The organism is Herbaspirillum lusitanum P6-12 (genome assembly GCF_000256565.1).
Classification (GTDB): Bacteria; Pseudomonadota; Gammaproteobacteria; order Burkholderiales; family Burkholderiaceae_D; genus Herbaspirillum; species Herbaspirillum lusitanum.
In genome coordinates this window covers 1-8,584 of sequence record NZ_AJHH01000448.1, presented here as the reverse complement: position 1 = coordinate 8,584, position 8,584 = coordinate 1, and the positions used below count along the sequence as shown (strand labels likewise).

Genomic DNA, 8,584 nt, shown 5'->3' with positions numbered 1-8,584 from the left:
TGGGAGCGGTCATCCTGGCGCTGGTGCTGTTGTTCCCGGCAGGGATCGCCGGCTTCTCAGGTAAATTCTCAGGCAGATTCTCAGGCAGAGGGCGCAAGAACGCAGGGGAGGGCGCATGAGCCTGCTGCAAGTACGCGATCTCGGCAAGAGTTTCGGCGGCGTCAAGGCGCTCGATGATGTGTCGTTCGATCTGCCCGAAGGTCAGCTACTGGCCTTGCTCGGACCGAACGGCGCGGGCAAGTCGACCTGTTTCAACATCCTTAACGGCCAGTACAAGCCGGACGCCGGCTCGGTGCATTTCGACGGGCGCGAGATCAGCAATGCACGCAGCAGCATGAAGCCGCGCGAGGTCTGGCGTCTCGGCGTTGGCCGCACCTTCCAGATCTCCGCCACCTTCGGCTCCATGACGGTAGTCGACAACATCCGGATGGCGCTGATCTCGCGCGAGCGCAAGCTGTTCAGTCTGTGGCGTCCGGCGGCAAGCATGTATCGCGATGAAGCGATGGAACTGCTGGCCCAGGTCGGCATGGCCGCGCAGGCGCAGCGTCCTTGCGGCGTGCTGGCCTACGGCGACGTCAAGCGCGTCGAGCTGGCGATCGCGCTGGCCAATCGTCCGCGCCTGTTGCTGATGGACGAACCCACCGCCGGCATGGCGCCCGGCGAGCGCAACGACCTGATGGCCTTGACCAAGGAGCTGGTGGTCGCACGCAAGCTCTCGGTGCTGTTTACCGAGCACAGCATGGACGTGGTGTTCGCCTTCGCCGATCGCATGATCGTGCTGGCGCGCGGTCGCATCATCGCGCAAGGCGACGGCGAAACCATCCGCAATCATCCGCAAGTACAGGAGGTCTATCTGGGCACCGGCAAGACATTCGGGAAGGAAGCGCGATGAGCGGCGTGCAGGCAGACATCTTGCTGCGCGTGGAGCATCTCAACGCCTGGTACGGCCAGGCCCATATCCTGTTCGATGTCGGTTTCGAGGTCGGTCGCGGCGAAGTGGTGGCGCTGATGGGCCGCAATGGCGCCGGCAAGTCGACCACGATGAAGGCCGTCATGGGATTGCTCGACCATGCCGACGGCAAGGTCAGCTTTCGCGGCCGGGACATCAGCCGTGCGCAACCGCACAAGATCGCGCGCATGGGCATGGGCTACGTGCCGGAAGATCGCCGCATCTTTTCCGAGCTGAGCGTGCTGGAAAATCTCGAAGTCGGCCGCCAGCCGCCGCGTCCCGATGCCTTCGTCTGGACGCCGCAGCAGCTGTTCGAATTGTTCCCCAACCTCGGTGAAATGCCGCAGCGCGCCGGCGGTCGCATGAGCGGCGGCGAGCAGCAGATGCTGACCGTCGCGCGCACGCTGATGGGCAATCCCTATCTGGTGCTGCTGGATGAACCGTCCGAAGGCGTGGCGCCGGTGATCGTCGAGCAGATGGCCGAGATGATCCTGCGCCTGAAGCAGGCCGGCATGGCGATCCTGTTGTCCGAACAGAACCTGCATTTCGCCGGATTGGTCAGCGACCGCGCCTACATCCTTGAGAACGGCCACATTCGCTATCAAGGCACGATGGCGGAACTGGCGCGCGACGAAGCGGTGCGGCGCGCTTACCTGGCGGTGTAGATTTGCCAGACTGCGCAGTTGTCAAAACTACGTATCAAAACTACGTATACTTCCGCTCATGACCACGCATACTTCCTCGGCCTCTTCTCTTGCATCTTCTTCAACCTCAGCTGCGCGCCATGTTGTCGTCATCGGCGCCGGCGCAGTCGGTCTGATGAGTGCGCTGCATGCGCTCGACCAGGGGTTCCAGGTGACCATCGTCGATCCGGGCCAACCCGGCGGCGAGCAGGCGTCAAGCTACGGCAACGCCGGCTGGCTGTCTTCGCATTCGGTGCTGCCGCCGTCCGAGCCGGGCGTGTGGAAGAAGGTGCCCGGTTTCCTCGCCGATCCGCTCGGGCCGCTCTCGGTGCGCTGGCGCTACCTGCCGCGCACCTTGCCGTGGCTGCTCCGCTATCTGGCGGCCGGTTCCACCACCGCGCGCATCAGCGCGACTGCGGCGGCATTGCGGCCGCTGCTGCAGGGCGCGGCGTCGCTGCACAAGGCGATCGCGGAGCAGGCCGGCGTCGGCGATCTGATCGACCTCGGCGGTTTGCTGCACATCTATCGTTCGCGCGCGCATTTCGAAGCCGATGCAAGAGGCTGGGGCATCCGTCGCAAGCTCGGTATCGGCTGGCAGGAATTGTCGGCGCAGGAACTGCATGCGCGCGAGCCGGATCTCGATCCGGCCTACGGCTTCGGCGTGCTGATTCCGGAAGCCGGACATTGCCGCAATCCCGGCGCGTATATCGCAGCGCTGGCGGCGCATGCCTGTGCGCGCGGCGCCCGTCTGACGGCGGTGACGGCAACGGGTTTTCGTTTTGAAGGGAATGGACTGGCGGCCGTGCAGACCGACGCCGGCGACATCCTTTGCGATGCCGCCGTCATCGCCGCCGGCGCACAGTCAAAAGCATTGGCCGCGAAAGCCGGCGACAAGGTGCCGCTGGAAACCGAGCGCGGCTACCACGCCATGGTGCTCGCGCCCGAAGGCCGGCCGCGTACGCCGATGATGATCATGGACCGCAAGGTCATCGCCACGCAGACGGAAGAAGGTTTGCGCGTGGCGGGACAGGTCGAGATCGCTTCCTTCGACGCCGCGCCGGACTGGCGTCGCGCCGAGATCATGCGTGACCTTGCATTGAAATTGTTCCCGGCGCTGCCGCGCGACCTGCCTGCAAATCGCGTGCGCTATTGGCTGGGTCGTCGTCCCAGCATGCCGGACGGCTTGCCCTGCATCGGGCGATCGTCGCACAGCGTGGACATCATCCACGCTTTCGGCCACGGCCATATCGGACTCGGTTCATCGGCACGCACCGGTCGCCTGGTCGGCCAGTTGCTGGCCGGGCAATTGCCCGAGATCGACATGGCGCCGTTCAGTGCGCGGCGTTTCTGATGCCGTGTTGCGTCGGTTTCAAGTGAGATAAGTCAGGAATTCATCCGCCGCCACCGGCCGCGCGAAGAAGTATCCCTGCACTTCATCGCAGCTCCATTCCTTCACCAGACCCATGATCTCTTCCGTCTCGACGCCTTCGGCGACGATGCGGTGGTCGAGGTCCTTCGCCATGTCAAAAAAACACTGATTTCCCCGAAGAAATCATGTTGTTTCATCCACTCAGGAAAAGCCCGATATTTGCTCGCGTCGATTTGCCTGAAAATCGGTTCACCCACTAGCAACACCCGGAAGTCCCAGCCAGTCCCCTCACACAATCCAGAGAGAACAACATGAAGAATTGGAAAATCGGCATCCGTCTTACCATCGGTTTTGGCATCGTCCTGGCATTGCTGGTCGCTGGAGCCATGTTCGGACTGCGTCAGGTCGCGAAGCTGAACGACCGCGTCGAATTCATTACCTCTGTCGACGAAGGCAAGCTGTTGGCGTTGAGCAAAGTCCAGTTCGCCGTCGGCCTGCGCGCCATCGCCGCCCGCAACCTGGTGCTGGTGACTGACCCGGCACTGCAAAAAAGCGACATCGAACTGGTCGCCAAGGCACAGAAAGACATCGACAGCGGCATGGCAGAGCTGACCGCGCTGATGAAGAATCCCGCTGACGCCACCGCCCAGGAGCGCAACATGCTCGAACAGCTGCGCGCGCTGGAAGCCAAATACCTGCCGATCGCCACCAAGATCGGCGCATTGGCGACCACCCAACAGACGGAAGCGGCCAAGGCCGCGCTGGTCGCCGATTGCATGCCGCTGCTCAAGCAAGTGATCGCCCATATCAATGAATTCAACGTCGTCATGCGTGCCAGCACCACCGAGAGCGTTACGGCGGCGCAAGAAGCCTACGAAGTATCGAAGTGGACCATGCTTACCCTGAGCGCCGTCTCGCTGCTGCTCGGTTCGTTGATCGCCTGGTGGCTGACACGCTCGATCTCGCGTCCCCTGAAGGAAGCCGTGACGATTGCACAAAACGTCAGCGCCGGCGACCTGACCAGCACCATCAGGGTCGACAGCAAGGATGAACTGGGTCAACTGAAACTGGCGCTCAAGGAAATGAACGACAACCTGTTGCGCATCGTCGGCGATGTCCGCCACGGCACTGACACCATCGCCACCGCTTCGGGCGAAATCGCCAGCGGCAACCTGGACCTGTCGTCCCGTACCGAACAACAAGCCGGCTCGCTGCAGGAAACTGCTTCGGCGATGGAAGAACTGACCGCCACAGTCAGGCAAAACGCCGAGAACGCGCAACAAGCCAACAAGTTGGCGACAACCGCCTCCGACATCGCCGTCAAGGGGGGCGCGGTGGTGGCCCGCGTAGTCGAAACCATGGCCTCGATCAACGAATCGTCGAAGAAAGTGGTCGACATCATCGGCGTCATCGACGGCATCGCTTTCCAGACCAACATCCTGGCGCTCAACGCGGCAGTTGAGGCAGCGCGTGCCGGTGAACAAGGCCGCGGTTTTGCGGTGGTTGCTTCGGAAGTGCGCAGCCTGGCCCAGCGCTCGGCCTCGGCAGCCAAGGAAATCAAGCAACTGATCGGCACCTCGGTGGCCAAGGTCGACGCCGGTGCAGCGCTGGTGGATGAAGCCGGCGCCACCATGGGCGAGATCCTCGACAGCATCCAGCGCGTCACCGGCATCGTGGGCGATATCAGCTCGGCCAGCGACGAACAGACGCGCGGCATCGAACAGATCAACCAGGCCATCACCCAAATGGATCAGGTCACGCAGCAAAACGCCGCGCTGGTGGAAGAAGCCGCCGCCGCAGCAGCATCGATGCAAAGCCAGACCAGCAGCCTGGCCGAACTGGTCAGCGTGTTCAAGCTCGACGAGCAGCACATGCAGTACGAAACAGCGCAGGCGGCGCCGTCCATCGCGCTCAAGCCTGGCCACCATGCCGTGTCGGCTCCGGCGACCCAGGTGCATCACCTGCCCAAGCCGGTCAGCGCACCGTCCTTGTCGATGGATCACCTGAGCTACGCCGCATGAGGCGACAGGCGCAGAAGGCAGGCCAATGAATTTGTAGTGGGGGTAGTAGCAGTGAGTAGTGGGGTGAGGGAATGAGGTGCAGCATGCGCAAGCAAGGCCTCATGAACCGACGTGATGAACGTCGGTGTGCAGGCGGTTCGCAGCGATGCGATCCGCCTTTTTTTTGGCGCCGACGGCCGGGCCGGGTCAGCGCGGCAGGTTGCCCAGCGGCAGCGCGGTCTTGTACTTGACCTGCTTGAGCGCGAAGCTGGAGCGGATGTTCTTGATGCCGGGAATCTTGGTCAGATGGTCCAGCACGAAATGTTCAAGCGCCTGCAGGTCCGGCACCACCAGGCGCAGCAGATAGTCTTCGTCGCCGGTCATCAGGTAGACCTCCATGACTTCGTCGAAGGCGCTCACCGCTTCTTCGAACTGCGCCAGCGTGGCCGACTCCTGTTTCTCGAGACTGATCTTGATGAAGACGTTGACCTTGAGCCCGAGCAGGTGCGGATTGCCCAGCGCGACGTAGCGCGAGATGATGCCTTCATTCTCCAGCCGCTTGACGCGCGCCAGCGTCGGCGACGGGGAGAGGTTAATCTTGGAGGACAGTTCGAGATTGCTCAGTGCGCTGTTTTGCTGCAGCGTGCTCAGAATACGTAAATCGATGGCGTCGAGTTCCATATGCAGAATTTATCTCCGTGAATTTTCGGTGGGCGGCATATTGTGCTGTTTATTGTATGTCAAAGCATCGATTTCAGTGACTCATGCGGCCTGGTCAGGCGTACAGTCGTCAATTCACCCGGAGGAGACCAGAAAGTGGATCTGTCATCAGCAAGCGGCATCGCCAAAGACATCGATATCGACGCGCAAGAAACCCAGGAATGGCTGCAGGCGCTGCAAGGCGTATTGCAGGAAGTCGGACCCGACCGCGCGCGCTTCCTGCTGTCGCGCATGTCGGCCGCAGCCCAGCAATGGGGCATCAACTGGCGTGACGCCCGCAACACCCCCTATATCAATACCATTCGCCCTGAACAGGAGCCGCCGTTTCCGGGCGGATCCGACGCCCAGGCGATTGAAGAACACCTGGCCTCTGTCATGCGCTGGAACGCGCTGGCGATGGTGGTGCGCGCCAACCGCGCCTACGGCGAACTGGGCGGCCACATCGCCAGTTATGCTTCCGCCGCGGACTTGTTCGAAGTCGGCTTCAACCATTTCTTCCGCGCACGCGACGCGCAGTTTGCCGGCGACCTGGTCTACTTCCAGCCGCATTCCGCGCCCGGCATTTATGCACGGGCTTTCCTCGAAGGCGCACTGACTGAAGACGACCTCGGGTTCTACCGCCGCGAGATCGAAGCCAAGAAGCACGGCAAGCAAGGCTTGTCGTCGTATCCGCATCCGTGGCTGATGCCGAACTTCTGGCAGTTCCCGACCGGCTCGATGGGTATCGGTCCGATCAATGCGATTTACCAGGCGCGTTTCCTGCGCTATCTCGAACATCGCGGCCTGCTGCAAGACCAGGGCCGCAAGGTGTGGGGCGTGTTCGGCGACGGCGAAATGGACGAGCCGGAATCGCTGGCCGCCCTGAGCCTGGCCTCGCGTGAAAAACTCGACAACCTGATCTTCGTGGTCAACTGCAACCTGCAGCGTCTGGATGGTCCGGTGCGCGGCAATGGCCATATCGTCGATGAGCTGGAAACGCTCTTTGCCGGGGCTGGCTGGAATGTCATCAAGCTGCTGTGGGGCTCGGACTGGGACGGCCTGTTCGCCCGCGACAAGGACGGCGAACTGATCGATGCGCTCAACCGCACCGTCGATGGCCAGCTGCAGACTTTCGCCGCCAACGACGGCGCCTTCAACCGCGAGCACTTCTTCGGCCAGACCGCCGGCACGCGCCGCATCGCCGAGACGCTCACCGACGAAGAGATCAATCGCCTGCGCCGCGGCGGCCACGACATGAAGAAGATCCATGCCGCCTATCACGCCGCCGCCAGCCATCGCGGCCAGCCGACCGTGATCCTGGCGCAGACCAAGAAGGGCTACGGCATGGGCGCGGCCGGCGAAGGCAAGATGACCACGCACCAGCAAAAGAAGCTCGACGAAGAAGTGCTGATCGCCTTCCGCAATCGTTTCAAGCTGCCCATCAGCGACGAGCAATGCAAGAGCCTGGCGTTCTACAAGCCGGCCGCCGACAGCGCCGAGATGAAGCATCTGCTGGCGCGTCGCGCTTCACTGGGCGGACGCATGCCGCGCCGCGTCGCTAACGCCGACGACAAGGCCCAGCTGCGCGTGCCGCCCATCGAGACCCATGCCAGGTTCGCGCTCGACGCCGAAGGCAAGGAAATGTCGAGCACCATGGCGCTGGTGCGCATGCTCGGCAGCATGCTCAAGGACGCCGACCTGGGCCGCTACGTGGTGCCGATCGTCGCCGACGAAGCGCGCACCTTCGGCATGGCCAACCTGTTCCGCCAGGTCGGCATCTATTCCTCGCAAGGCCAGTTATATGAGCCGGAAGACATCGGCTCCATCCTGTCCTACCGCGAAGCCAAGGATGGCCAGATCCTCGAAGAAGGCATCACCGAAGCCGGCGCGATTTCGTCGTGGACGGCGGCGGCGACCAGCTATTCGGTGCACGGCCTGCCGATGCTGCCGTTCTACATCTACTATTCGATGTTCGGCTTCCAGCGCATCGGCGACCTGATCTGGGCTGCCGCCGACCAGCGTGCGCGCGGCTTCCTGATCGGCGCCACCTCGGGGCGCACCACGCTCGGCGGCGAGGGCCTGCAACACCAGGACGGCAGCAGCCACGTGACTGCCGCCGGCATTCCGAATTGCGTCTCCTACGATCCGGCCTACGCCTATGAAATGGCGGTGATCGTCGACGACGGCATGCGCCGCATGCTGGAGCGCAACGAAGACGTGTTCTATTACGTCACCGTCACCAACGAAAACGAAGAGCAGCCGAGCTTGCCGCAAGGCCGCGACGTCAAGGACGGCATCTTGCGCGGCATGTATTGCCTCGCACCGCAAGCCGATGCGCAGGTGCGCCTGCTGGCGGCCGGCCCGATGCTCAAGGAAGCGCTGTCGGCAGCACGCATGCTGCAGGAGCAGTTCGGCGTCACGGCCGAGGTGTGGAGCGTCACCAGCTTTACCGAGCTGGCGCGCGACGGCATCGCGGCAGAACGTCGGGCGCGCCTGCAACCGGGCGCCAAGGGCGCACTTCCGTATGTCACGCAACAGTTGACGCAGCAGCTGCAATCCGGCCAGGCGCCCGTCATCGCCGTCAGCGACTACGTGCGCACCTTGTCCGAAAGCATCCGCGCCTACGTGCCGGCGCGCTACGTCACGCTGGGCACCGACGGCTTCGGCCGCAGCGACACGCGCGCCAACCTGCGCGATTTCTTCGAAGTCGACGCACGCTGGATCGCCTACACCGCGCTGGCGGAAGTCTTCGGCGCCGATGCCGCCAGGCTCAAGGACGCAGCGGCAAAGCTGGGCGTCGACCTGGACAAGCCTTTATCGACCTCGGTCTGAGCGTTTTCCAGCTGCAACCGGATTCGCCGCTTACCCGAGCGGCCCCCCCCCG

At 63.1% G+C, this 8,584-nt stretch carries 7 protein-coding genes; 5 read left to right on the top strand and 2 right to left on the bottom strand.

Annotation, left to right across the window (positions count from 1 at the left end):
- The first annotated feature begins 115 nt into the window (after positions 1 to 115).
- From HLUSI_RS0114440 to HLUSI_RS0114430, 3 genes are read left to right on the top strand one after another with little or no spacing between them, the layout of a single operon-like run.
- Positions 116 to 892 carry an ABC transporter ATP-binding protein gene (locus tag HLUSI_RS0114440; RefSeq protein WP_016834662.1) on the top strand — a complete coding sequence of 259 codons (777 nt, stop codon included), beginning with the start codon at positions 116 to 118 and terminating at the stop codon, positions 890 to 892.
- Entirely contained in the window at positions 889 to 1,614 is a 726-nt protein-coding gene (locus HLUSI_RS0114435; protein ID WP_016834661.1) for an ABC transporter ATP-binding protein, read from the top strand. Before HLUSI_RS0114440 ends, HLUSI_RS0114435 begins: the two co-directional genes overlap by 4 nt.
- A 58-nt stretch (positions 1,615 to 1,672) precedes the next feature.
- A complete protein-coding gene (locus HLUSI_RS0114430; protein WP_050977720.1) occupies positions 1,673 to 2,983 on the top strand; it encodes an NAD(P)/FAD-dependent oxidoreductase in 1,311 nt (436 codons plus the stop codon).
- 18 nt (positions 2,984 to 3,001) lie between these two features.
- On the opposite strand, the gene HLUSI_RS31665 is transcribed toward HLUSI_RS0114430, so the two are convergent.
- Positions 3,002 to 3,154 carry an EAL domain-containing protein gene (locus HLUSI_RS31665; RefSeq protein ID WP_016834657.1) on the bottom strand — a complete coding sequence of 51 codons (153 nt, stop codon included), beginning with the start codon at positions 3,152 to 3,154 and terminating at the stop codon, positions 3,002 to 3,004.
- A 158-nt stretch (positions 3,155 to 3,312) separates the two neighbouring features.
- Here HLUSI_RS31665 and HLUSI_RS0114420 point away from each other — a divergent pair, with 158 nt between their 5' ends.
- Positions 3,313 to 5,022 carry a methyl-accepting chemotaxis protein gene (locus HLUSI_RS0114420; protein ID WP_016834655.1) on the top strand — a complete coding sequence of 570 codons (1,710 nt, stop codon included), beginning with the start codon at positions 3,313 to 3,315 and terminating at the stop codon, positions 5,020 to 5,022.
- 186 nt (positions 5,023 to 5,208) lie between these two features.
- Here HLUSI_RS0114420 and HLUSI_RS0114415 read toward each other — a convergent pair whose 3' ends face one another.
- Positions 5,209 to 5,682 (bottom strand): Lrp/AsnC family transcriptional regulator, encoded by a 474-nt coding sequence (locus HLUSI_RS0114415; protein ID WP_016834652.1) that lies wholly within the window; start codon positions 5,680 to 5,682, stop codon positions 5,209 to 5,211.
- Positions 5,683 to 5,817: 135 nt separating this feature from the next.
- On the opposite strand from HLUSI_RS0114415, the gene mdeB reads away from it, so the two are divergent.
- Complete coding sequence (gene mdeB, locus HLUSI_RS0114410; RefSeq protein ID WP_016834650.1) at positions 5,818 to 8,532, top strand: alpha-ketoglutarate dehydrogenase; 2,715 nt, start codon at positions 5,818 to 5,820, stop codon at positions 8,530 to 8,532.
- Positions 8,533 to 8,584: the final 52 nt, after the last annotated feature.